The 20,539-nt window shown below is 58.7% G+C and carries 19 protein-coding genes and 10 tRNA genes; 4 read left to right on the plus strand and 25 right to left on the minus strand.

Going from position 1 to position 20,539, the window contains the following annotated elements; all coding sequences use genetic code 11:
* Nucleotides 1-92 precede the first annotated feature (92 nt).
* Complete coding sequence (gene gap / locus ACB037_RS16525; RefSeq protein WP_010672882.1) at nucleotides 93-1,088, plus strand: type I glyceraldehyde-3-phosphate dehydrogenase; 996 nt, start codon at nucleotides 93-95, stop codon at nucleotides 1,086-1,088.
* A gap of 105 nt (nucleotides 1,089-1,193) precedes the next feature.
* Nucleotides 1,194-2,054 (plus strand): D-hexose-6-phosphate mutarotase, encoded by an 861-nt coding sequence (locus tag ACB037_RS16530; RefSeq protein ID WP_319863270.1) that lies wholly within the window; start codon nucleotides 1,194-1,196, stop codon nucleotides 2,052-2,054.
* Nucleotides 2,055-2,124: 70 nt separating this feature from the next.
* On the opposite strand, the gene nadA is transcribed toward ACB037_RS16530, so the two are convergent.
* Nucleotides 2,125-3,198, minus strand: a complete 1,074-nt coding sequence (nadA, locus tag ACB037_RS16535) for a quinolinate synthase NadA (protein ID WP_052816503.1) — start codon at nucleotides 3,196-3,198, stop codon at nucleotides 2,125-2,127.
* A gap of 142 nt (nucleotides 3,199-3,340) precedes the next feature.
* Between nadA and ACB037_RS16540 the strand changes: the two genes are divergently transcribed.
* A complete protein-coding gene (locus ACB037_RS16540) occupies nucleotides 3,341-5,446 on the plus strand; it encodes a methyl-accepting chemotaxis protein (RefSeq protein WP_371175613.1) in 2,106 nt (701 codons plus the stop codon).
* Nucleotides 5,447-5,493: 47 nt separating this feature from the next.
* Here ACB037_RS16540 and ACB037_RS16545 read toward each other — a convergent pair.
* The 24 genes from ACB037_RS16545 to ruvA form a co-directional block, all read right to left on the minus strand.
* Nucleotides 5,494-5,569, minus strand: a tRNA-Val gene (locus ACB037_RS16545).
* Nucleotides 5,570-5,588: 19 nt separating this feature from the next.
* Nucleotides 5,589-5,664, minus strand: a tRNA-Lys gene (locus ACB037_RS16550).
* A gap of 21 nt (nucleotides 5,665-5,685) precedes the next feature.
* Nucleotides 5,686-5,761 (minus strand) — tRNA-Val (locus tag ACB037_RS16555).
* 19 nt (nucleotides 5,762-5,780) lie between these two features.
* Nucleotides 5,781-5,856 (minus strand) — tRNA-Lys (locus ACB037_RS16560).
* 22 nt (nucleotides 5,857-5,878) lie between these two features.
* Nucleotides 5,879-5,954: transfer RNA gene (locus tag ACB037_RS16565), tRNA-Val, on the minus strand.
* Between the two features lie 19 nt (nucleotides 5,955-5,973).
* Nucleotides 5,974-6,049 (minus strand) — tRNA-Lys (locus ACB037_RS16570).
* A gap of 48 nt (nucleotides 6,050-6,097) precedes the next feature.
* A tRNA-Val gene (locus ACB037_RS16575) sits at nucleotides 6,098-6,173 on the minus strand.
* A 19-nt stretch (nucleotides 6,174-6,192) separates the two neighbouring features.
* Nucleotides 6,193-6,268 (minus strand) — tRNA-Lys (locus tag ACB037_RS16580).
* Between the two features lie 48 nt (nucleotides 6,269-6,316).
* A tRNA-Val gene (locus tag ACB037_RS16585) sits at nucleotides 6,317-6,392 on the minus strand.
* A gap of 32 nt (nucleotides 6,393-6,424) precedes the next feature.
* A tRNA-Lys gene (locus tag ACB037_RS16590) sits at nucleotides 6,425-6,500 on the minus strand.
* A 174-nt stretch (nucleotides 6,501-6,674) separates the two neighbouring features.
* On the minus strand, nucleotides 6,675-7,487 hold the full coding sequence (gene ybgF / locus ACB037_RS16595) for a tol-pal system protein YbgF (RefSeq protein ID WP_371175614.1): 813 nt from the start codon (nucleotides 7,485-7,487) through the stop codon (nucleotides 6,675-6,677).
* Between the two features lie 157 nt (nucleotides 7,488-7,644).
* The gene (gene pal, locus ACB037_RS16600) at nucleotides 7,645-8,169 is read right to left on the minus strand and encodes a peptidoglycan-associated lipoprotein Pal (RefSeq protein ID WP_010672877.1); all 525 of its coding nucleotides are present in this window, start codon (nucleotides 8,167-8,169) and stop codon (nucleotides 7,645-7,647) included.
* 48 nt (nucleotides 8,170-8,217) lie between these two features.
* The gene (tolB, locus tag ACB037_RS16605) at nucleotides 8,218-9,543 is read right to left on the minus strand and encodes a Tol-Pal system beta propeller repeat protein TolB (RefSeq protein ID WP_041211016.1); all 1,326 of its coding nucleotides are present in this window, start codon (nucleotides 9,541-9,543) and stop codon (nucleotides 8,218-8,220) included.
* Between the two features lie 92 nt (nucleotides 9,544-9,635).
* Nucleotides 9,636-10,766, minus strand: coding sequence for a cell envelope integrity protein TolA (tolA, locus tag ACB037_RS16610; RefSeq protein WP_042014603.1), 1,131 nt, complete (start codon nucleotides 10,764-10,766; stop codon nucleotides 9,636-9,638).
* 5 nt (nucleotides 10,767-10,771) lie between these two features.
* Nucleotides 10,772-11,218, minus strand: a complete 447-nt coding sequence (tolR, locus tag ACB037_RS16615; protein ID WP_010672874.1) for a protein TolR — start codon at nucleotides 11,216-11,218, stop codon at nucleotides 10,772-10,774.
* On the minus strand, nucleotides 11,218-11,892 hold the full coding sequence (tolQ, locus tag ACB037_RS16620; RefSeq protein WP_213320854.1) for a protein TolQ: 675 nt from the start codon (nucleotides 11,890-11,892) through the stop codon (nucleotides 11,218-11,220). The genes tolR and tolQ overlap by 1 nt, the downstream gene beginning before the upstream one ends.
* Before the next feature lies 1 nt (nucleotide 11,893).
* Nucleotides 11,894-12,301, minus strand: coding sequence for a tol-pal system-associated acyl-CoA thioesterase (gene ybgC, locus ACB037_RS16625; RefSeq protein WP_010672872.1), 408 nt, complete (start codon nucleotides 12,299-12,301; stop codon nucleotides 11,894-11,896).
* A gap of 286 nt (nucleotides 12,302-12,587) precedes the next feature.
* On the minus strand, nucleotides 12,588-12,899 hold the full coding sequence (locus ACB037_RS16630; RefSeq protein WP_039039483.1) for a cyd operon YbgE family protein: 312 nt from the start codon (nucleotides 12,897-12,899) through the stop codon (nucleotides 12,588-12,590).
* Nucleotides 12,886-13,002, minus strand: a complete 117-nt coding sequence (cydX, locus tag ACB037_RS16635; RefSeq protein ID WP_005331536.1) for a cytochrome bd-I oxidase subunit CydX — start codon at nucleotides 13,000-13,002, stop codon at nucleotides 12,886-12,888. Before cydX ends, ACB037_RS16630 begins: the two co-directional genes overlap by 14 nt.
* A 14-nt stretch (nucleotides 13,003-13,016) precedes the next feature.
* Nucleotides 13,017-14,153, minus strand: coding sequence for a cytochrome d ubiquinol oxidase subunit II (gene cydB / locus ACB037_RS16640; protein WP_010672870.1), 1,137 nt, complete (start codon nucleotides 14,151-14,153; stop codon nucleotides 13,017-13,019).
* Between the two features lie 12 nt (nucleotides 14,154-14,165).
* Nucleotides 14,166-15,722, minus strand: a complete 1,557-nt coding sequence (locus ACB037_RS16645) for a cytochrome ubiquinol oxidase subunit I (RefSeq protein ID WP_010672869.1) — start codon at nucleotides 15,720-15,722, stop codon at nucleotides 14,166-14,168.
* A gap of 686 nt (nucleotides 15,723-16,408) precedes the next feature.
* Nucleotides 16,409-16,651 (minus strand): hypothetical protein, encoded by a 243-nt coding sequence (locus tag ACB037_RS16650; RefSeq protein WP_113979080.1) that lies wholly within the window; start codon nucleotides 16,649-16,651, stop codon nucleotides 16,409-16,411.
* 10 nt (nucleotides 16,652-16,661) lie between these two features.
* Complete coding sequence (gene ruvB / locus ACB037_RS16655; protein WP_371175616.1) at nucleotides 16,662-17,672, minus strand: Holliday junction branch migration DNA helicase RuvB; 1,011 nt, start codon at nucleotides 17,670-17,672, stop codon at nucleotides 16,662-16,664.
* An 8-nt stretch (nucleotides 17,673-17,680) separates the two neighbouring features.
* Nucleotides 17,681-18,295, minus strand: a complete 615-nt coding sequence (gene ruvA, locus ACB037_RS16660; RefSeq protein ID WP_010672867.1) for a Holliday junction branch migration protein RuvA — start codon at nucleotides 18,293-18,295, stop codon at nucleotides 17,681-17,683.
* A 232-nt stretch (nucleotides 18,296-18,527) separates the two neighbouring features.
* Between ruvA and ACB037_RS16665 the strand changes: the two genes are divergently transcribed.
* A complete protein-coding gene (locus ACB037_RS16665) occupies nucleotides 18,528-20,537 on the plus strand; it encodes a methyl-accepting chemotaxis protein (protein ID WP_371175617.1) in 2,010 nt (669 codons plus the stop codon).
* Nucleotides 20,538-20,539: the final 2 nt, after the last annotated feature.

Below are 20,539 nucleotides of genomic sequence, written 5' to 3' on the forward strand. Positions count from 1 at the left end.
TTTCGCGCAGATTGTTGGTTGACTCGCGAGGGAGTTCTAGTAAATTTACAAACGGAATTTTCTTTGACTACTGAACAGTTAGGTAACCAATTATGACTATCAAAGTAGGTATTAACGGTTTTGGCCGTATCGGTCGTTTCGTTTTCCGTCTGGCCGCTGAGCGTGCTGACATCGAAGTGGTTGGTATCAACGACCTGATCGACGTTGACTACATGGCTTACATGCTGAAGTACGACTCCACTCACGGTCGCTTCAAGGGCACTGTTGAAGTCAAAGACGGCAACCTGATCGTCAACGGCAAAACCGTACGTGTTACCGCTGAACGTGACCCGGCCAACCTGAAATGGGGCGAAATCGGTGTTGACGTTGTTGCCGAAGCCACCGGTCTGTTCCTGACCGACGAAACCGCTCGCAAGCACATCGCTGCCGGTGCCAAGAAAGTCGTACTGACCGGCCCGTCCAAAGACGCTACCCCGATGTTCGTCATGGGCGTCAACCAGGATTCCTACGCTGGCCAGGACATCGTTTCCAACGCTTCCTGCACCACCAACTGCCTGGCCCCCATCGCCAAGGTTCTGAACGATACCTTCGGTATCGAATCCGGCCTGATGACCACCGTTCACGCTACCACTGCTACCCAGAAGACCGTTGATGGTCCGTCTGCCAAAGACTGGCGCGGTGGCCGCGGTGCGGCTCAGAACATCATCCCGTCCTCTACCGGTGCTGCCAAGGCTGTTGGCGTGGTCATCCCGGAACTGAACGGCAAGCTGACCGGCATGGCCTTCCGCGTTCCGACTCCGGACGTGTCCGTTGTTGACCTGACCGTCAACCTGAAGAAAGAAGCGTCCTACGCTGAAATCTGCCAGGCCATGAAGGCTGCCTCCGAAGGCGCCATGAAGGGCGTGCTGGGCTACACCGAAGACGAAGTGGTTTCCACCGACTTCCTGGGTGAGCGTCAGACTTCCGTGTTCGATGCCAAGGCTGGTATCCAGCTGAACAAGACCTTCGTGAAAGTCGTCTCCTGGTACGACAACGAAATGGGCTACTCCAGCAAGGTTCTGGACCTGATCGCTCACATCTCCAAGTAATTTGGGATGCGCAATCGCGTAGCTTGAAAAAAGGCGGCCAATGGCCGCCTTTTTGTATTCTGAATCACGGACCCTTTCTGAATGTCCCCGAGCACTGGAGCCTTTATGACACCGACACGTACGCTGACTGCCCACTGCACCCTGAGCCAGGATGGCCTGCCCCTGCTGACCATAGACAATGAGCACGCTAGGGCCGAGATAAGCCTGTTTGGCGCCCATGTGCTGCGTTACCAACGCCATGGTGAGCCGGCCTCTCTCTGGCTCAGCGACAAGGCGATACTGGATGGCAGCAAGCCCATTCGCGGCGGCATTCCCCTCTGCTGGCCCTGGTTCGGCCCCTCCCCCGCTCGCGTTGGCAGCGGCAAGCCGGCTCATGGCTTCGCACGCAACTGCCTGTGGACGCTGGATGGGGTCTCCGATCACGGGGATGGCACACTCATCCACCTCTCCCTGCGTGACAACGATGCCAGCAGGACACTCTGGCCCCATGCCTTCGAGCTGGAGCTGGACGTACTGGTCGGCAAGGAGCTTTCCCTGGTGCTGACCACCCGCAACACCGGCAAGTCAGCGCTCACCTACAATGCCGCCCTGCACACCTACCTGCAGATCAGTGCGCCGGAAGCGGTGACCGTGACCGGCCTCGGCGAACCCTATCTGGACAAGCTGACCGGCCGAAACGAACTGCAACAGGGAGCGCTGACCGTCACCGCAGCCATGGATCGCATCTACCGCCAGCCCGATCCCATGGTCAGCGTGCAGGATGGTGAGCGCACCACCCGGGTGGTCAACGGCAACCACGACAGCGTGGTGGTCTGGAATCCCTGGGCGGAGGGCGCCGCGGCCATGGCCGACATGAGTGACGACGGTTATCGCACCATGCTCTGTGTCGAGGCGGCCATCACCGCCGAGGACGGGATCACCATCCAGCCCGACGAGGAGCACAGCTTCTCCACCGTCATCATCTGACGATACAGATGACGGACAAATAAAGAGGGCTCCCGCGGGAGCCCTCTTTGCATCTTGCCATCAGAGTCAGTCAGGCGTTGCCCTGGGTCTTGAGCTTGAGCTCCGCGGCGAAATCCAGCATGCGGTCGAGCGGGACAAGCGCTTTGAGACGCAGTGCCTCATCCACATGGATCTCATGACGCTCGGCACCGTCGGTCAGGGCCTCCTTGATGGCCACCAGGCCGTTCATCGCCATCCAGGGGCAGTGGGCGCAGCTGCGACAGGTGGCACCATCACCGCCGGTGGGCGCCTCCACCATCTCTTTCTCCGGGCAGGCCTGCTGCATCTTGTAGAAGATGCCGCGATCGGTCGCCACGATCAGTTTCTGCTGGGGCAGCTCTTTGGCGGCCTTGATGAGCTGGCTGGTGGAACCCACTGCATCCGCCAGCTCGATGACGGAGGCCGGGGACTCCGGGTGCACCAGCACGGCGGCATCCGGGTTCTGGGCCTTGAGCTCGCGCAGCGCCTTGGCCTTGAACTCGTCGTGCACGATGCAGTGCCCCTGCCAACGCAGCATCTCGGCCCCTGTCTTCTTCTCGATGTAGGCGCCGAGGTGTCTGTCCGGGCCCCAGATGATCTTGTGACCCTGACTGTCCAGATGTTCGACGATCTCCAGCGCAATACTGGAGGTGACCACCCAGTCGGCCCGTGCTTTCACCGCTGCCGAGGTATTGGCATAGACCACCACGATGTGATCGGGGTGGGCATCGCAGAAGGCGGAGAACTGGTCGATGGGACAACCCAGATCAAGAGAGCACTCGGCCTCCAGCGTCGGCATCAGCACCCGCTTGTGAGGGCTCAGGATCTTGGAGGTCTCTCCCATGAAGCGCACACCGGCCACGATCAGGGTCTGGGCTGCATGGTCACGACCGAAGCGGGCCATCTCCAGGGAGTCACCCACGAAGCCACCGGTGGCTTCTGCCAGGGCCTGGATCTCGGGATCCGTGTAGTAATGGGCAACCAGCACGGCCTGGCGCGCCTCGAGCAGCACCTTGATCTCGGCGATCAGGGTCGCCTTCTGCTCGGGAGTCAGGGGCTGTGGTTTGGCCGGGAAGGGGTAGTCCATCTCGACTACCGGCGGAATACTGCTCAGTGCATTGCTCATTGCGACTGTTCCATCAACGCTCGGGAAGGCCAAAATTATAACCAGAAGCCGTGCACAAACCCATCAACAAATCCAGTACAGTACAACTGTCAGGACCCGCTCCGACCATATCGTTGTCATTCTTGCCAAAAGGAGTTGTCGAATGAAACAACGTTCGCTCAAGACCAAGTTGTTGTTGCTCACGCTGGGACTTTTTCTCGCCAGTGGCGTCGCCATGACATGGATACAGTCCTCCTCGCTGAACAGCCTGCGCGATGACATCATGGCGCAGACCCGTGGCGCCCTGGAGCAGGAGGTTTCCCGTTCCCTGCAATTCCAGGCAGAGCGGTATGCAGTGCAGATCGAAGACCAGTTGCAGCAGGCCTATCAGATACCGCTCGGCATGGCGGCGCAGCTTGAAGGAAGCATGGCCCAGCCGGACCAGCGGCTGAGTCGCCCGCAAGTGGAGCTTCTGCTTGGCAGCCGCCTGCGCCAGGCAAACGGGATCAGCTCCATCTACGCCCAGTTCGAACCCAACGGTTACGACGAACAGGACGCCGACTGGCAGACGGGCGCCAGCCATTCGGTTGCCGGCAAGGGCAGTCTCGAGGTCTACTTCACCCGGGAACAGAACGGAAACATCGCGCAGCAGACCATAGATGCCGCCACCAGTGACGCCAAGTTCGACACCTCGCGCAATGAATTCGGCATTCGCAACAGCGAGTGGTATCTCTGCGGTCGCGAGACACGTCGCCCCTGCCTGATGGAACCCTACCTCTACGAGATAAGCCCTGGTCAGAAGATGCTGATGACCAGCCTGACGGTGCCCGTCCTCAAGGATGGCAAGTTTGCCGGGATCACCGGGGTCGACATGAACCTGCCCATCTTCCAGCAACTGGCCGAGCACCTTGGCAAGAGCCTCTATGACAACCAGGCCGAGGTCACCCTGGTCAGCAAGGCGGGCTTCATCGTCGGCAGCAACCGCCATTCGGACAAACTGGGGCGCCCCCTGACAGAGGCCGGACTGGTTGCCCCGAATGGACACACCGCCGATACCGACAGCGATTTCATCCTGCAGCAGCCCATACGGATCGAGGCTGCCGACAACCAGTGGTGGCTGATGATCAAGGTGCCCAAGGCCCTCGCCCTCAGCCAGGCCAACACCATCAGCCAGCAGCTCGGCAGCCTGTTGCAGGCTACCCAGCAGCAGCAGCTGGTTGCCATCGTTGTCATCACCCTGGTGGCCCTGGGCCTGCTTGTCTGGTTCATCCAGACCATCACGGCGCCCCTCTCCCTCATCAGCCGCCACGTCTCCCACCTCGCCAGCAATGAGGGCGACCTGACCCAGCAGATGCGTATCGACACCCACCAGGAGCTCATCGAGCTTGGCAGGCATCTCAATGCCTTCCTCGGCAAGCTGAGGGCCATGGTGCAGGGCAGCAAGCAGATTGGGCAACAGGTGCATCAGCAGGCCAGGGGCATGAAACAGACGGCCGATGCCATGCGCAGCAGCCTGGATGATCAGAGCCTGGAGCTGGAGAGCGTGGTCAGCGCCATGCACGAGATGAGCACCACGGCAGTCAGCGTGGCGGGCTATGCGGAACAGGCGGCACAGGAGTCGGAAGCGGCGACCCACCATGTCAGCACGGCCCAGCAGACATTGAGCAGGGCCCGCAACGAGATCCATACCCTGGTTGAGGACATGCATCAGGCCGACAAGGCGGTCGCCCAAGTCGCCCAGCGCAGCACCAATATCAGCCACATTCTCGATGTGATCCGGGCCATTGCCGAACAGACCAACCTGCTGGCCCTCAACGCAGCCATCGAGGCGGCGCGGGCCGGCGACATGGGCAGGGGTTTTGCCGTGGTGGCGGACGAGGTGAGGGCGCTGGCCAACAAGACCCGCTCATCCACCGACGAGATAGGGCAGCTCATCGGCAGCCTGCAAACCGAGGTCACCAGCAGCCAGCAGTTGATGAGCACGGGGATCGCCCGCTCGGTGAGCACGGTTGAAGGCACGGAGCAGGCCTTCGAGGCACTCAATCAGGTGGTCACCCAGATCCAGCAGATCCATGATCACATCAGCCAGGTGGCGACCGCCGCCGAGCAGCAGAGTGCCGTGAGCGACACCATCAACCAGAACCTGATGCGCATCGGCGACGCCGCTACCACCCTGGGACAAGAGGCCAATGCCAGCCAGCGCCTGAGCGAGGCACTGGAACAGGCGGCCACCACCCTGGCAAGCGAGCTGGATCGACTGCGAACCTGATGGGAGACGGAAACGAAAAAGCCCGCATCGCTGCGGGCTTTTCAATATGGTGGTCGTTACTGGGCTCGAACCAGTGACCCCCTCCTTGTAAGGGAGGTGCTCTCCCAGCTGAGCTAAACGACCTGGGATATCACTGAAATGATGGTGGGTCGTGCTGGATTCGAACCAGCGACCAATTGATTAAAAGTCAACTGCTCTACCGACTGAGCTAACGACCCATCGAAATCATTTTTAAAGCATGGTGGTCGTTACTGGGCTCGAACCAGTGACCCCCTCCTTGTAAGGGAGGTGCTCTCCCAGCTGAGCTAAACGACCTGGGATATGACTGAAATGATGGTGGGTCGTGCTGGATTCGAACCAGCGACCAATTGATTAAAAGTCAACTGCTCTACCGACTGAGCTAACGACCCATCGAAATCATTTTTTAAAGCATGGTGGTCGTTACTGGGCTCGAACCAGTGACCCCCTCCTTGTAAGGGAGGTGCTCTCCCAGCTGAGCTAAACGACCTGGGATTCAATGTTCAGAGTGGTGGGTCGTGTAGGGTTCGAACCTACGACCAATTGATTAAGAGTCAACTGCTCTACCGACTGAGCTAACGACCCACATCCTGAACCTTTCACCAACCGCATGTGGCGGCCAGTGTTACAACATGGTGGTCGTTACTGGGCTCGAACCAGTGACCCCCTCCTTGTAAGGGAGGTGCTCTCCCAGCTGAGCTAAACGACCTGGGATTCTGTGTTCAGAGTGGTGGGTCGTGTAGGGTTCGAACCTACGACCAATTGATTAAGAGTCAACTGCTCTACCGACTGAGCTAACGACCCACATCCTGAACCTTTCACCAACCGCATGTGGCGGCCAGCATTACAACATGGTGGTCGTTACTGGGCTCGAACCAGTGACCCCCTCCTTGTAAGGGAGGTGCTCTCCCAGCTGAGCTAAACGACCTGGGAATATTGTCTTCACCTGCTGTGAAGAAATGGTGGGTCGTGCTGGATTCGAACCAGCGACCAATTGATTAAAAGTCAACTGCTCTACCGACTGAGCTAACGACCCTCACCACGACCAGTGCCGACTGCATTACTGCTCCGGCTCTGACGGCGGCCTATATTACGGATTTATCATCCTGGCGCAATAGAAAAATCTTAAATTAAATCTGATTGTTCACTGCGCATACAAAGCAGAGAGTTCTTTACAAGAGTGTTACGAAAACAGTGACATGCAGCAATGTCACAGCTTGGCCAGACTCTGTTTGGCCAGCTGGGCCGGCGAGGTGTTGGGGTAACCCTTGATCACCTGCTCATAGAAGGCCTTGGCCTCTGTTTTTTTGCCGTCAAGCTGGGCGAGCATGCCGAGTTTCAGCAGGGCATCGGCCCGCTTGGGTGACTTGCTGTATTTGTTCGCCACCGTGGAGAACTGGCTCGCGGCCCCCGCCCTGTCGCCCTTGTTGAACATCAGCTGGCCAAGCCAGTAGTGGGCATTGGGAACATAGCTGGAGTTCGGGAACTGCTTGATGAACCCTTCGAAGGCAGGAATGGCCTTGTCATAGTTCTTCTCCTTGAGCACCATGTTCACGGCCGCGTCGTAGGCCTGGTTCTCATCCTGGTTGGTGGAGTAGTTAGCCGCAGCGGCCGGTGTGGCGCTCGCCGCGGCCGCGGCCGGGGTCGCGGGGGCGGCGGCAGGCTGGCTGTTGGCCACCTTGTCGAGCTCCTGGTAGAGCTGGCGCTGACGCTCTTGCGACTGCTCCATCTGATAGGTCTGCTGCTCCAGCTGACCGCGCAGTTCGGAGACCTCCCCTTGCAGGGAGTCGACCTGTTGCTGCAGCTCGGCCTGCAGGCGCAGACGGGCGTTCAGGGTGCGCTCCAGCAGGGCGACCCTGTCTTCCAGGCTGCCGGTCGGTACGATGGCACCATTGTTGCCGCTCAGCACCACGCCGCTGCTGCCAGAATCCCCGCTCAGATCGCTCACGGGTGCCGCCGCTTGCGCATTCAAAGCAACCAACACGGCCAGCGCAACACCAGCTTGCTTGTACACAGATTTCATTCGGATCAAACCTTAGCGTTTAGTGCAAATAAAACGGCCAGCGCATAGTCGCTCGCTGATACAGATTTCATTCGGATCAAACCTTGACGTTTAGTGCAAATAAAACGGCCATCGAAATGGCCGCTTGCATATAAACGAACTTCGTTCGACTCAAACCTTAGTAAACCAGGACCGCACGGCGGTTCTTGGCAAAGGCTTCCTCGGTGTGGGACAGATCCAGCGGCTTCTCTTCGCCATAGCTGACGATGGAGAGCTGCTCGGCCTGCACACCCAGGGTTTGCAGATACTTGGCAACAGCCTTGGCACGACGCTCACCCAGGGCGATGTTGTATTCCGGCGTACCGCGCTCGTCGGCGTGGCCTTCGATCAATACCTTGACGCTCGGACGTTCACGCAGGTAGCTGGCGTGGGCATCCAGCAGGTCGGCGTACTGACCCTGAATGTCGTAACCATCGTACGGGAAGTAGATCACGTTGTCGCGTTGCAGCGCTTCGAACTTCTGACGCATCTGCTCTTCCGGGGACAACATGCCGTTGGCGCCGCCGGTTTGTACACCGCCCATGCCGTCGGTCATGCCGGACTCGGCGCCAGCGGCGTCGGAGTCGGAAGAGGAGCTACAGGCAGCCAGGGTGAACAGTGGCAGTGCGATGGCCAGACCCTTGAGCAGTTTATTGAGTTGCATGCTATTTCCTTAAACCTTTATAACAAAACAAAAAACAATCGATTTTTATCAATTCAAGAAGGGCGACCAAGCTGGTGCACGAATTTCACCGCTACTGGTCGGAAGCACTGCCTTGAAGCGACCGTCGGTCGACACCAATGCAAGACTCTTACGACCCTGATAGATGGTGGCATAAATGATCATGCTGCCATTGGGAGCCACACTTGGCGATTCATCCAGAGCACTCTGGGTCAGTACCAGCATGGCTCCATTTTCCATATCCTGGCGAGCGATGCGATATTGTCCCTGAACCCGGGTCACCATCACCATGGACTTGCCGTCCGGTGTGATGGATGCCCCCTGGTTGGAATCCCCTTCCCAGGTCATCCGGCGAGTCATGCCAGTCGCCAAATTTACGCTATAAATCTGGGGTTTGCCACCACGTTCAGAGGTGAACAGCAAAGTTTGACCGTCCGGCATCCAGGAGGGTTCGGTGTCGATGGTGCGGTTATTTGTGACTCGAGTGAGTTGCTTGCTAGCAACATCAACGACATAGATGTCAGGCTGCCCATCTTTGGACAGAACAATAGCCAAACGACGACCATCTGGAGACCACTCCGGCGCACCGTTGATGCCACGGAAGCTGGTGATCAGACTGCGCTGCTGGGTGTAGATGTCCTGCACATAGATCTCGGACTTCTGGTTCTCAAAGCTCACGTAAGCCAGCTTGCTGCCATCCGGCGACCAAGCCGGGGACATCAGGGGTTCACGGGAGCGCAACAGAGTCTTCTCGTTGTAGCCGTCGTAGTCGGAGATCCGCAGCTGATACGGGAACTGGGTCCCCTGCTGCACGGAGACATAGGCCAGACGAGTCAGGAAGGCACCACGTTCACCGGTCAGACGCTCGTAGACGATGTCGGAGATGCGGTGGGCAAACTGGCGCATCTGGGCACCCGGGATGGTCGCCATGCGGCTGTCCAGGATGTAACCGTTCGCTTCACCGCCCTGGGTCTTGGCCAGCTGGCCTTTCAGGACGTCGACCAGCTCGAAGTTGATCTTGTAGGTGCCATCACCCACGGCGGCGATGGAGCCGACCACCACGGCTTCGACCCCCTGGGAAGCCCAGGGCGCGAAGTTGATCTCGCCGCTGGAGCTCGGCGTCTGCGGCATCTGGCCACGGGCCAGCGGCTTGAACTTGCCGCTGCGCATCAGGTCGTTGGAGACCACTTCAGCGATGTCCTGCGGCAACTGGCCATTGCCCTCCCACTTGAAGGGGGCGATGGCGATGGGGCGTGCACTGTCGATACCGCCGGTGATGACGATGTCCAAGGCCGCCTGAGCGCTCTGGCCTAGCAGAAGGCAGCCAACCAAAGCAAAAAACACTTTTCTTATCATGGCTTAAATACTCTGTTCCAAAAAAATGAGAGGTGAAATCCCTTTATCAGCAGATGCTGCCAACCACGGTCATTGACCCCGTTCTATCACGCTTAGATGCTCGGTTCTAACTTGAGGTTAAACTCCTTCAACATCTCGAATGCCGCCGGATCCTTCGGCACCGGCAACTGGTTGGCCTTCAGCACCGCCGCCTTGCCGGAGCGGCAGACCGCCGGATCACCCTGACCGTTGTCCACCGAGATGACGAAGCCGCTACTGGCCAACTTGACACCGATAGTACATGTTTTGCCCCGCATGGTGGGATCCAAAATCATGTAGCGCTCGACCGTGGCCTTGATGAGGGCGGCATACTTGTCGACCTCGCCCTTGGCGGCTGCCGATGCTGCCTGACTGCGCGCATTGGCCTCGGCGGCCAGCTGCTGCTCCATCATGGCTTCCATCTCTTTTTGCAACTTGGCCTCTTCGGCCGCCTTGCGCTTGCGCTCCGCCTCAATCTTGGCCTTTCTGTCGGCCTCGGCCTTCGCCTTCTTCTCTGCGTCAGCTTTTGCCTTCTTGTCCGCCTCTTCCTTCGCCTTCTTCTCGGCCTCGGCCTTGGCTTTCTTCTCGGCTTCCGCCTTCGCCTTTTTCTCGGCTTCGGCCTTGGCCTTCTTCTCGGCTTCCGCTTTCTTGGCCTTGGCCTCTTCCGCCTTGGCCTTCTCTTCAGCCTGCTTCTTCTCCAGCTCTTCTTTTTTCTTCTTGAGCGCCAGCGCCTTGGCCTCTTCCGCCGCCTTGCGTTCGGCTTCGGCCTTCTTGGTCTTCTGCTCTTCCAGCTTGCGGGCTTCCTCGGCTTTCTGGGCCTTCTCTTCCGCCTGCTTCTGTTCAGCCTCTTTCTTCTGCTTGTCGGCTTCGGCCTTGCGGGTCGCCTCTTCGGCCTGCTTGCGCTTGGTCTCGGCGATACGCAGACGCTCCTGCTCCTGTGCCAGCTCGCGTTTGACGCGCTCAGCGTCTTCCTTGTCCTTCTGCTGCTGTGCAGCCTTGGGCTGGGCCTGCTTCTGCTGCTGGACCTGCTGCATCTGCTGCTCCAGCATTTCGCTGTCCATCATGACCGCATTGACGATCTGTCCCTTGGACTCGGGGCGCTTGGGTTTGCTGAAGTCGACACCGACCAGCAGGATGATGCCGATGATCAGATGCAGCAGCAGCGACGCGACGAGATAACCGGAAATACCACGCTTCACATCCATCTCCGTCAGTTCACCGGATCCGTCATCAGACCAACCTGAGGCACACCGGCTTTCTTGAGGGCCACCATCAGCAGGATCACCTCCTCGTAGCGCACGGACTTGTCACCGGCGACCACCACGGGCGCGTTCTGGTTGATGGCCAGATAGCCCATGGCCTTCTCGGTGATGTACTGCTGCATCGCCTCTGGGGTGCCGCTCGGTACGGGTTCGTCATCCGCCTCGCCGGCCTTGATGACGTACTCACCCTCGGTATTGACGCTGACGATGAAAGGCGGCTTGGAGTCTTCCGGCAACTGCTCGGACTCCGCCTGGGGCAGGTCGACCTTGACCCCCTGCGTGATCACGGGCGTGACCGCCATGAAGATGATGAGCAGCACCAGCATGACGTCGATATAGGGCACCACGTTGATCTCGGCGACCTTCTTGCGTTTGAGCCGCTGATAGGTTTGCATTACTTCTCACCCTGCTGTGCGATTTGGCGGTTCAGAATGGTGGTGAACTCGTCCATGAAGTTGGCGTAGGCGTTTTCCAGCCGTTCGACCTTGTTGGTGAAGCGGTTGTAGAAGATAACGGCCGGGATGGCGGCAAACAGACCCATGGCGGTGGCGATCAGCGCCTCCGCGATACCCGGTGCCACCATCTGCAGGGTCGCCTGCTGAACCTGACCCAGAGCGATAAAGGCGTTCATGATCCCCCAGACGGTACCGAACAGACCGATATAGGGGCTGATGGAGCCGATGGTCGCCAATACCGGCAGGTTGGACTCGAGATCGTCCACTGCACGGGACAGAGAGACCCGCATGGCGCGATAGGTACCGTCCATCACCGCATCCTGACCGCGGGCACCGGCCTTGAGCAGGCGGGCATACTCCTTGAAGCCGGAGTAGAAGATGTCTTCCATGCCTTCGATGTCGTCACGACGGGAGGAGGACTCCTGGTAGAGACGATTGAGGTCGACCCCGGACCAGAATCTGTCTTCAAACTGCTCCGAGGCGAGGTTGGCCGCCTTGATGGCCTTGGAGCGCTGGATGATCAGCGCCCAGGAGACGACCGACATGCCCATCAGGGTCATCATGACCAGTTTCACCAACAGACTGGCTTGCCAGAACAGGCCAATAAACGAAATTTCAGCGTGCACTTAACAGCACTCCCTTGATTTTTTCAGGTATTGCAACAGGTTTCATTTGCGGATGACTGACACAGGCGATCTGTACCATGGCCTGAGTGATCAGCCGTCCATCAGCCGCCAGGATCTGCTGTGAAAAACGCATGGAAGCGCGTTTCACTTCAGTTACTTGCGTCATTACGGTCAGCAGTTCATTGAAGCGGGCCGCCGCGCGGAAGTCGATTTCGGTGCGACTCACCACAAACGCGATCCCCGCCTGCAGCAGGACATCCTGTTCGATGCCGCCTGCGCGCAGGAATTCGGTGCGGGCCCGTTCCATAAACTTGAGATAATTGGCGTTGTAGACGATGCCTCCGGCATCCGTGTCTTCGTAGTAGACACGCACCGGAAACTCAGAGACTTCCCCCATAAAAATCTGTGATCCATTCGACAGTCAGATGGGGGGCTATCATAGCGCAGGGCTGAATAGGAAAGAAGCAGGGGGAGACAGGGAAATCCCCTCTCTCCCTGTTTTTTATGGCGTGCTGCGGCGCCGACAGGCCGAAGACCACAGGGCTGTCAGCATCGCAAGAAAAGCGGACAAGAGAAGTGGCTGCGAGCGGCGTGACGAGCGAGGTTCTGTCGCTCTGACCGGGCGGCGGCACGCCCGTCAAAAAAGAAGAAGGAGGTGGGCTGATGCCGACCTCCTTCATCATTTATGGCAGGTAGTAGCTGCTGGTCAGCCAGAGCCCGCAGAGCAGGCTGGGCAGGGCGAGCCAGGGGAAGAACAGCACGCGACCCACCAGGCTGCGCGGGTGAAACCCCAGTCCATGCATGACACCGCAACAGACCGCCCACATCAGCCAGGGCGCAAGCCAGAGGCCGTGCTCACTGGTGTTGGCCGCGACCAGGTTGGGCGCCTGCAAGATGGCGACAGCCAGCAGGGCCGCCGCCAGCAGCATCAGACCTTGCCATGGCTGGCGCTCCAGAGGAGCGGCCAGCCGGGCGAGCCTGTCACTTGTCTTCATCAATCTGACGATCCAGGTTCTCGGTGTGCTCCAGCCAGAGCGCATTGATAATCCCAAACGCACAGGCCAGCAGCAGCCCCAGGATCCAGGTGAAATACCACATATCAGGGCACCTTCTTAGTAGAGCGATTGTTGGTTGTCTTCGATGTGCTTGTTACTCACCCGGCCGAACATCTTGATGTAGGTCCAGATGGTGTAAGCCAGCACGGTCGGCACGAAGACGACTGCGACTACCGTCATCACCTTGAGGGTGTTGAAGGAGGCGGTGGAATCCCACATGGTCAGGCTCTGGGACGGCTCGAGGCTCGAGGGCATCACGAACGGGAACATGGAGAAGCCCGCGGTCAGGATGATGCCGGCGATGGCCAGGGAGGAGAACAGGAACGCCACCCACCCCTTGTCCAGCTTGGCCGCCACGGCGGTCAGCAGACACATCACCAGACCCAGCACGGGTGCGGCAATCATCCAGGGATAGAGGTTGTAGTTCTGCATCCAGGCACCGGCCTGCACCACCACTTCCTTGTGAAGGGGGTTGGTGACGGCGTCGGTGGCGACGGAGCCCACAATCACATAACCATCCATGCCGCTCACCCAGACACCGGCCAGGGCGAACAGCACCAGGGTCAGCAGGGAGAAGATCATGGCGGCGGTGCGAGAGCGCGCCAGCACTTCACCTTCGGTCTTCATCATCAGCCAGGTTGCACCCTGGGTGATGATCATGAAGAGGCTCACCAGACCGGCCAGCAGGCCGAACGGATTGAGCAGACCGAAGAAGTTGCCGTGATAGGTCATCATCAGGAACTGGTTGAAGCTGAACGGTACACCTTGCAGCAGGTTGCCGAACGCCACCCCGAAGATGACAGGGGGAATGGCGCTACCGGCAAACAGAGCCCAGTCCCAGTTGGAGCGCCACTTGGCATCTTCCTGCAAGGAGCGGTACTTGAAGCCGACCGGACGGAAGAACAGCGCCATCAGGGTCAGGATCATGGCGATGTAGAAGCCGGAGAAGGCCGCCGCATAGACCATGGGCCAAGCGGCAAACAGGGCACCACCGGCGGTCACCAGCCAGACCTGGTTGCCTTCCCAATGCGGCCCCATGGTGTTGAGCATCACGCGACGCTCCACATCCTTCTTGCCGACGAAGGGGAGCAGGGCGCCCACCCCCATATCGAAACCGTCGGTGATGGCAAACCCGATCAGCAGCACGCCGACCAGCACCCACCAGACCAGACGCAACAGTTCGTAATCAAACATGGGTCACTCTCCTTATGCCTTGCTCTGTTCGAAGTGGTACTTGCCCGTCTTCAGGCTGCTTGGGCCCAGGCGCGCATACTTGAACATCAGGTACATCTCGATGATCAGCAGTACTGTGTAGAACAGGAAGATCCCGATCAGAGAGAACCAGATCTCGGACGCAGGAATGTTGGATGCAGAGACATAAGTCGGCAGCATCTCGGCGATGGTCCAGGGTTGACGACCATATTCAGCGACAAACCAGCCAGCCTCGATGGCGATCCAGGGCAGCGGAATGCCGTACAGCAGCGCCTTGAGCAGCCACTTGCGCTCACCGATCTTGTGGCGGGTGCTGTCATAGAAGGCCAGACCGATCAGTACCAGCATCAGGATGCCGCAGGCAACCATGATGCGGAAGGCGAAGAACAGCGGCAGTACCTGCGGGATGGAGTCATCCACGGCAGCCTTGATCTGCTCGTCGGTGGCGTCGGTCACGTTGGGGGTGTAACGCTTGAGCAGCAGACCGTAGCCCAGATCCTGCTTCACTTCGTCGAAGCGGGCGCGGGTATCGTCGGACTTGTCACCGGATTGCAGCTTGGTCAGCAGGTCGTAGGCGGTCATGCCGTTGCGCACGCGCAGCTCATGCTCGCTCTTGAGATCCTTGAGACCAGTCACCTGACCGTCGAGGGAACGGGTGGCGATGATGCCGAGGGCATAGGGGATCTTGATGGCGTAGTCGGTGCGCATCTCCTCCTGATTCGGGATCCCGAACAGGGTGAAGGATGCCGGAGCCGGCTCCGTGTTCCACTCGGCCTCGATGGCCGCCAGTTTCACCTTCTGCACTTCCCCGGTCTCGTAGCCGGACTCGTCACCCAGCACCAGCACGGAGAGGATGGAGGCCATGCCGAACGCGGCTGCGATGGCGAAGGAGCGACGAGCGAACGCCACATCACGATTCTTCAGCAGGTAATAGGAGGAGATCCCGAGCACGAACATGGCGCCCGTGGTATAGCCTGCCGCCACGGTGTGGACGAACTTGACCTGTGCAACCGGGTTGAACACCAGGTCGGCGAAGCTCACCATCTCCATGCGCATGGATTCGAAGTTGAACTCGGCACCCACCGGGTTCTGCATCCAGCCGTTGGCGACCAGGATCCACAGTGCGGAGAGGTTGGTCCCGAGCGCCATCAGCCAGGTAGCCGCCAGGTGCTGGCGCTTGCTGAGACGATCCCAACCGAAGAAGAACATACCGACGAAGGTGGACTCCAGGAAGAAGGCCATCAAGCCTTCGATGGCCAGCGGGGCCCCGAAGATGTCGCCGACATAGTGGGAGTAGTAAGCCCAGTTGGTACCGAACTGAAACTCCATGGTGAGCCCGGTGGTAACCCCGAGGGCAAAGTTGATACCAAACAACTTGCCCCAGAACTTGGTCATGTCCCGGTACACTGTGTTGTTGGTCATCACATAGACAGACTCCATGATCGCCAGGATGAAGGCCATCCCCAGCGTCAAGGGTACAAACAGGAAGTGATAAAGGGCCGTCGCAGCAAATTGGAACCGCGATAGGTCTACCACATGCTCAGCAATCATGATGTTTCCTCACCGATTATTGGCACGGCTATTTTAAGTTTTAAGGACAAAGCTTCCATTGGAAGTCCCCGAACGGTCGGTCACCCCTCGCGGACTGACCGGATTCGACTGCCACCACATTAACAACAAGGCAATATACAGGAACAAAAAAAGCTAATGTTTAACATCTAATAAACAATAACCAGGGTTCTATTCCCGCCTATAATGATCGCTGTTTTATATCACCTTTATTTGATTGAAATCAATGTAAAACCACCCTCAATACATGTTTTTTCAAGGTAACTTATAGGGCTTTCCCCATTAATTATGGGAGCTTCATCACAAAAAACGACAAGTCGTAAATAATTGATTTAAATCAATTTTATGACCAACCAAAATAGTTTCAATTCTGTTAAACAAATACGCAACCCCGGAAATAAAGCCTTCGCATCTCGATTATTTCAATAAATGGCCAGGCTCATCCAAAAATCAATTTAAACCCAGTAAAAACACATGTTTATGCGGATTGACACCCCCACCAAAATCATTAGTTTATCTAATCAAAAGCCCATAGATTTTCTTGTTTGCCCCACCCGGAAAGAGCTCCTACAATGCGCCTCGCAGTGAGGGCATACCTCTGAATACAGGCCGGTCATTCCGGGTTCCCGGTACGTATTCGATGAACATTTCGAACCTGTTTGTTGGGATTAATGATGAAAAAGTTTGTTGCCAAGACCATCCGTTACTACAAGCTTTCTTTCGTTCAACTCTATCAAATGAACCGACTCTGAAGCCTCGCGACGGCTCCTCTGTTTTTTCCCGACCGGTCTGCAGACGCTCTCACTGTCTGTGAACATCCATCCTGAATTGTCTTTGCCCACCGCCTGTGCCGTGGGCTTTTTTTTGCCTGCAAAACAAAAAGCCGCCTCAAGGGCGGCTTTTTGGTTCATATCGCAACGTCTACTGATCTGCCGGTCGTTCCAGACCAAAGTGTACGTAGGCTCTCTGAGTTGCGATCCGCCCTCTGGGTGTACGTTGCAGATAGCCTTGCTGGATCAGATAAGGTTCCAGCACGTCTTCTATGGTGTCCTTCTCCTCACCGATGGCGGCGGCCAGGTTGTCGAGCCCGACGGGCCCCCCCATAAACTTGTCGATGACGGCCAACAATAGCTTGCGATCCATGAAGTCGAAACCTTCATTGTCCACGTCCAGCATGTCCATAGCACGGGCCGCAATGGGTCCGTCAATTCGCCCGTCAGACTTCACCTGGGCAAAATCTCGTACCCGCCGTAACAAACGGTTAGCAATGCGCGGTGTCCCCCGGGAGCGACGGGCTACCTCGAGAGCGCCGTCTTCCGTCATGTCGAGCCCGAGGCAGCGGGCGCTGCGAGAGACGATGTCGGTCAGGTCCTTGACGTTGTAAAACTCGAGGCGCTGCACGATGCCAAACCGGTCACGCAGGGGGCTGGTGAGGGAGCCGGCCCGGGTGGTGGCACCGATCAGGGTGAAGGGAGGGAGATCGAGCTTGATGGAGCGGGCCGCTGGCCCCTCCCCTATCATGATGTCGAGCTGATAATCCTCCATCGCCGGGTAGAGCACCTCCTCCACCACCGGACTAAGGCGGTGGATCTCGTCGATGAACAACACGTCGTTCGGTTCGAGGTTGGTGAGCAGTGCCGCCAGATCGCCGGCCTTCTCCAGCACGGGGCCCGAGGTGGTCTTGATGTTGACCCCCATCTCGTTGGCGACGATGTTGGCCAGCGTGGTCTTGCCAAGGCCGGGAGGCCCGAAGATCAGCAGATGATCGAGGGCCTCCCCGCGCTGGCGGGCGGCCTCGATGAAGATCTCCATCTGATCGCAGACGTGCTCCTGTCCGGTGTAATCGGCCAGCTTTCTGGGCCGGATGGCCCGATCGATGATCTCGTCCTCACGGGCGGCACCAGCCGAGATGAGGCGATCCGCTTCAATCATTGTCTACCTCACACCAGGCTGCGCAGGGATTCACGAATGATCTCCTCTACCGACATGCCGTCGGCGGCCACCTTGCTGACGATCTGGCTGGCCTGCTGCGGCTTGTAGCCGAGGGCCACCAGTGCACTGGCCGCCTCCTCGCTCGCATCCGGGGCACGCAGCGGGCTCTCTTTCGCGGGCAGGGTGATTTCGGCCGGGGAGAAGAGATCGTGGCTGACCCAGCCCTTGAGGCGGTCTTTCATCTCCACCACCAGGCGCTCGGCGGTCTTCTTGCCCACGCCGGGCAACTTGACCAGGGAGCTTATCTCCTCGCGCTCGACGCTCATCACAAACTGGGTGGCCGTCATGCCGGAGAGAATGGCCAGGGCCAGCTTGGGGCCAACCCCGTTGGTCTTGATCAGCTCGCGAAACAGCGCCCGCTCCTGCTTGTGGTTGAAGCCGTAGAGCAGCTGGGCATCTTCACGCACCACGAAGTGGGTGTGAATGACGGCCTCCTTCCCGAGTTCGGGCAGATCATAGAAGCAGCTCATGGGCATATGAACCTCATATCCCACCCCTCCGACTTCCAGCAACACCTCGGGGGGTTGCTTCTCGATGATGACGCCTCTCAAGCGACCGATCATGTTCTTTTCCTCGCCACGCAGACTCTCGCAAATTGGGTCATAGCATAAAGAATAACTGGATAAGTATCCAGCATAGGTCCATGCAGATCATGGGATGACCCGCTCTTCATACCCGACCATTTCCCTCGTTCAGAACACAGTCTGTCACTTTATTTTCCATCGGGGATGGCACATCTTCGTCATTGATTGAACACTGAAATGGTCTTGTTCGGCACCAGGGAAGGCTTGAATCATGAAAATCGTCACCACATCCAACCTCGGACTCACCATTCTGCTCGGCTGTACCCTGGGCATGGGGGGGATCGGCTGGTATGGCAGCCAGCGGCTGGCTGATCTGCTCTCCTACGTCCTGGGTGCCGCCTGGCAGACGGCAGATGGAGCCATGGAGGGCTCCATCGAACTCGGCAACCAGTCGCTCTATATCCAGAAGATGCTCTCGGGGATCCCCCTCGACGCACCGGAGCTGCAACGGGCAAAAGAGGCGGCCAGCGACGCTTTGCGCCGGGTGGAGCAAGGCGGGCTCATCGATGCGGTAGCCATCACCACGCTGAAGCAGCATGAGCAGACCTATCAGCAAGAGCAGGCACAGCTGCTGACCCTCTATCGCACCTTCACGAGCGCCGATGAGGCGCTGCGTGCCAGTTCTGAACGCATGTCACGCCTCTCGACCAGGCTGGAGGTGATCGGTGACGAGGCCGTCGAGAGCCTCACCCGCTCACCGGATCAGGCCATCAGCTGGAACGGCGGCCTTGCGACCCGCTGGCAGGCGGCCGATGGCGGCATGGAGGCCAACATCGGATTCCTGCGCCAGCTCTATGCGCTGGAGAAGATGCAGAGCGAAGGCCCTACTCCTGCCATCCAGGCCGAGCTGGCACAAGCCACCCGCTTCTATCAGGACGCGGTTGACGGCATGCTGGCAACCGGCCAGTTCGATGTGCCCGGCGACGGGGAGTTTGCAGGCCAAATGCTCTCCACCCAGTATCGTGCCCTGCAAGCCGACAATGCCCGCCTGATCCGTGAATGGACCACAGCCCTGAGCGCTTATCAGAACCAGCTGGCCCGTTACGAACACAGTGCCGACCAGCTCAGGCTGGCTCTGGTCGAGGTCGAGGCCCAGGGGGACGCCACCGTCGAGGATCAGGTTCACCAGCTCAACGCCATCATCGACTACACCAGGGGACTCATCCTGGGGGGCTTGCTGCTCAGCCTGCTGATCGTCACCTGCTGCGGCTTCTGGCTGGTACGCACCATTGTTCGCCCGCTACTCCAGGTCGACAAGCGCATGCAGGACATCGCCGCCGGGGAGGGAGATCTCAATGCCCGCATCAACCTCTCACGCGACGACGAGATTGGCTCCCTTGCCGGCAGCGTGGATCGCTTCATCGAGAAGTTGCAGAAGATGATCAGCGCCACCATGGACAACAACCAGCACATCAACCAGCACGTGCACACCTCGGTCAACCGGGTCCAGGCCATCAGCCAGAGCAGCCGCCAGACCGCAGCGCATGCCCAGGCGCTGCACCACGACAGCGAGCAGATGGTGCAGGTGGCCACCACCATCTCGGACAACTGCAACCTGGCGGCACACAACGCCAACGAGGTGCGCCAGCTCACCACGCAAAGCAGCCAGTATGTCGCTTCCGCCACCACCGGCATGCAGCGGGTGGTCATGGAGGTGGGTGAATGTGCCACCGCCATCAACGCCCTCAAGGAGCAGGCAGGACAGATTGGCCAGATCATCTCCACCATCAGCAATATCTCGGAGCAGACCAACCTGCTGGCTCTCAATGCCGCCATCGAAGCCGCCCGGGCGGGCGAGATGGGGCGCGGTTTTGCCGTGGTGGCCGACGAGGTGCGCACCCTGGCCAATCGCACCGCCACCTCCAGCGCCGAGATAACGGACGTGATCAACAGCATCCAGCAGCAGACAGAGCAGGCCTATCTGATGATGCAACGCAACCTGAAAACCGTGGAATCGGGTATGGCGGACTCCGACAACACCAAACAGATCCTGTTCAAGGTAGAAGAGGCCATCGATCAGCTCGCCGACATGGTGCAACAGGTGGCAGAGGCGACCAGCCAGCTCTCCCACACCCTGGGACACACCACGGGCAAGGTTTCGGATATCAGCCTGCAGGCCCAGACGGGCGAACAGGAAGCCCAGGAGTGCCTGCAACTGGCCTCCTCCCTCCATCAGGCCAGCCAGCAGCAACAGCAGTTGCTGTCGCAATTTCGGGTCTAGTG

It is taken from the genome of Aeromonas sp. S19(2024), from assembly GCF_041402625.1.
In the GTDB taxonomy this organism is placed as follows: Bacteria; Pseudomonadota; Gammaproteobacteria; order Enterobacterales; family Aeromonadaceae; genus Aeromonas; species Aeromonas caviae.

What these genes read in the sequence shown, in the direction of transcription:
- ACB037_RS16645 (WP_010672869.1), bottom strand. Translation starts at nt 15,722, where the DNA reads ATGATTGCTGAGCATGTGGTAGACCTATCGCGGTTCCAATTTGCTGCG.
- tolB (WP_041211016.1), bottom strand. Translation starts at nt 9,543, where the DNA reads ATGATAAGAAAAGTGTTTTTTGCTTTGGTTGGCTGCCTTCTGCTAGGC.
- pal (WP_010672877.1), bottom strand. Translation starts at nt 8,169, where the DNA reads ATGCAACTCAATAAACTGCTCAAGGGTCTGGCCATCGCACTGCCACTG.
- tolA (WP_042014603.1), bottom strand. Translation starts at nt 10,766, where the DNA reads ATGGATGTGAAGCGTGGTATTTCCGGTTATCTCGTCGCGTCGCTGCTG.
- ACB037_RS16665 (WP_371175617.1), top strand. Translation starts at nt 18,528, where the DNA reads ATGAAAATCGTCACCACATCCAACCTCGGACTCACCATTCTGCTCGGC.
- ACB037_RS16630 (WP_039039483.1), bottom strand. Translation starts at nt 12,899, where the DNA reads ATGAAGACAAGTGACAGGCTCGCCCGGCTGGCCGCTCCTCTGGAGCGC.
- cydB (WP_010672870.1), bottom strand. Translation starts at nt 14,153, where the DNA reads ATGTTTGATTACGAACTGTTGCGTCTGGTCTGGTGGGTGCTGGTCGGC.
- ACB037_RS16650 (WP_113979080.1), bottom strand. Translation starts at nt 16,651, where the DNA reads ATGAACCAAAAAGCCGCCCTTGAGGCGGCTTTTTGTTTTGCAGGCAAA.
- ruvB (WP_371175616.1), bottom strand. Translation starts at nt 17,672, where the DNA reads ATGATTGAAGCGGATCGCCTCATCTCGGCTGGTGCCGCCCGTGAGGAC.
- gap (WP_010672882.1), top strand. Translation starts at nt 93, where the DNA reads ATGACTATCAAAGTAGGTATTAACGGTTTTGGCCGTATCGGTCGTTTC.
- nadA (WP_052816503.1), bottom strand. Translation starts at nt 3,198, where the DNA reads ATGAGCAATGCACTGAGCAGTATTCCGCCGGTAGTCGAGATGGACTAC.
- ACB037_RS16540 (WP_371175613.1), top strand. Translation starts at nt 3,341, where the DNA reads ATGAAACAACGTTCGCTCAAGACCAAGTTGTTGTTGCTCACGCTGGGA.
- ybgF (WP_371175614.1), bottom strand. Translation starts at nt 7,487, where the DNA reads ATGAAATCTGTGTACAAGCAAGCTGGTGTTGCGCTGGCCGTGTTGGTT.
- ACB037_RS16530 (WP_319863270.1), top strand. Translation starts at nt 1,194, where the DNA reads ATGACACCGACACGTACGCTGACTGCCCACTGCACCCTGAGCCAGGAT.
- ruvA (WP_010672867.1), bottom strand. Translation starts at nt 18,295, where the DNA reads ATGATCGGTCGCTTGAGAGGCGTCATCATCGAGAAGCAACCCCCCGAG.
- tolR (WP_010672874.1), bottom strand. Translation starts at nt 11,218, where the DNA reads ATGCAAACCTATCAGCGGCTCAAACGCAAGAAGGTCGCCGAGATCAAC.
- cydX (WP_005331536.1), bottom strand. Translation starts at nt 13,002, where the DNA reads ATGTGGTATTTCACCTGGATCCTGGGGCTGCTGCTGGCCTGTGCGTTT.
- ybgC (WP_010672872.1), bottom strand. Translation starts at nt 12,301, where the DNA reads ATGGGGGAAGTCTCTGAGTTTCCGGTGCGTGTCTACTACGAAGACACG.